This is a genomic window from Bacillus sp. 05T31 (assembly GCF_056396725.1).
Genome location: NZ_JBFTMA010001347.1, coordinates 1 through 483, shown reverse-complemented (window position 1 = coordinate 483; position 483 = coordinate 1). Strand labels below are relative to the sequence as shown.

Genomic DNA, 483 nt, shown 5'->3' with positions numbered 1-483 from the left:
ATACTGTTGTCCTGTTCCAAAATGTTTTGTGAAACAGCGTCAAGTTGCATTTGATAAATAAAAAACCCTCGAATTATGGAAATCCCATAATTCGAGGGTTTTTTGATTACTATAAAAACGTTCTCTGTACTTTTTCCCAGAAAGAGTTGTTTTTTAATTTAACAGTTTTAATTTGTTTATCGCTTAAACGAACAACGGCTTTTTCCACTTGTTTAATGCTAAGTGCTTCGTTATCCATTCCGATAACAGGATAATCATTTCCATCTGGTTTAAGTGTTAAAGTTAACGTACGCTCGTGATTTAAAAGGAACGGTGACCCGAGTGTACGGTATGTGTTGTTATTTAAAGATGCTAGTTCGCTTACTTGGAAACATGGGATAAGTGGATCGACAACTGCACCATGTAATGATTTATTGTAAGCGGTACTTCCTGTTGGTGTGGAGATAACTAATCCATCACCTCTAAAGGTTTCGAAATGTAAAT

Annotated in this window: 1 protein-coding gene; it reads right to left on the bottom strand. The window is 35.4% G+C overall.

The genetic code is table 11. The features are described from left to right. Positions 1 to 109: 109 nt before the first annotated feature. A partial coding sequence (locus AC1DJR_RS33245) for an NAD kinase (RefSeq protein ID WP_477004595.1) occupies positions 110 to 483 on the bottom strand: 374 nt, incomplete at its 5' end.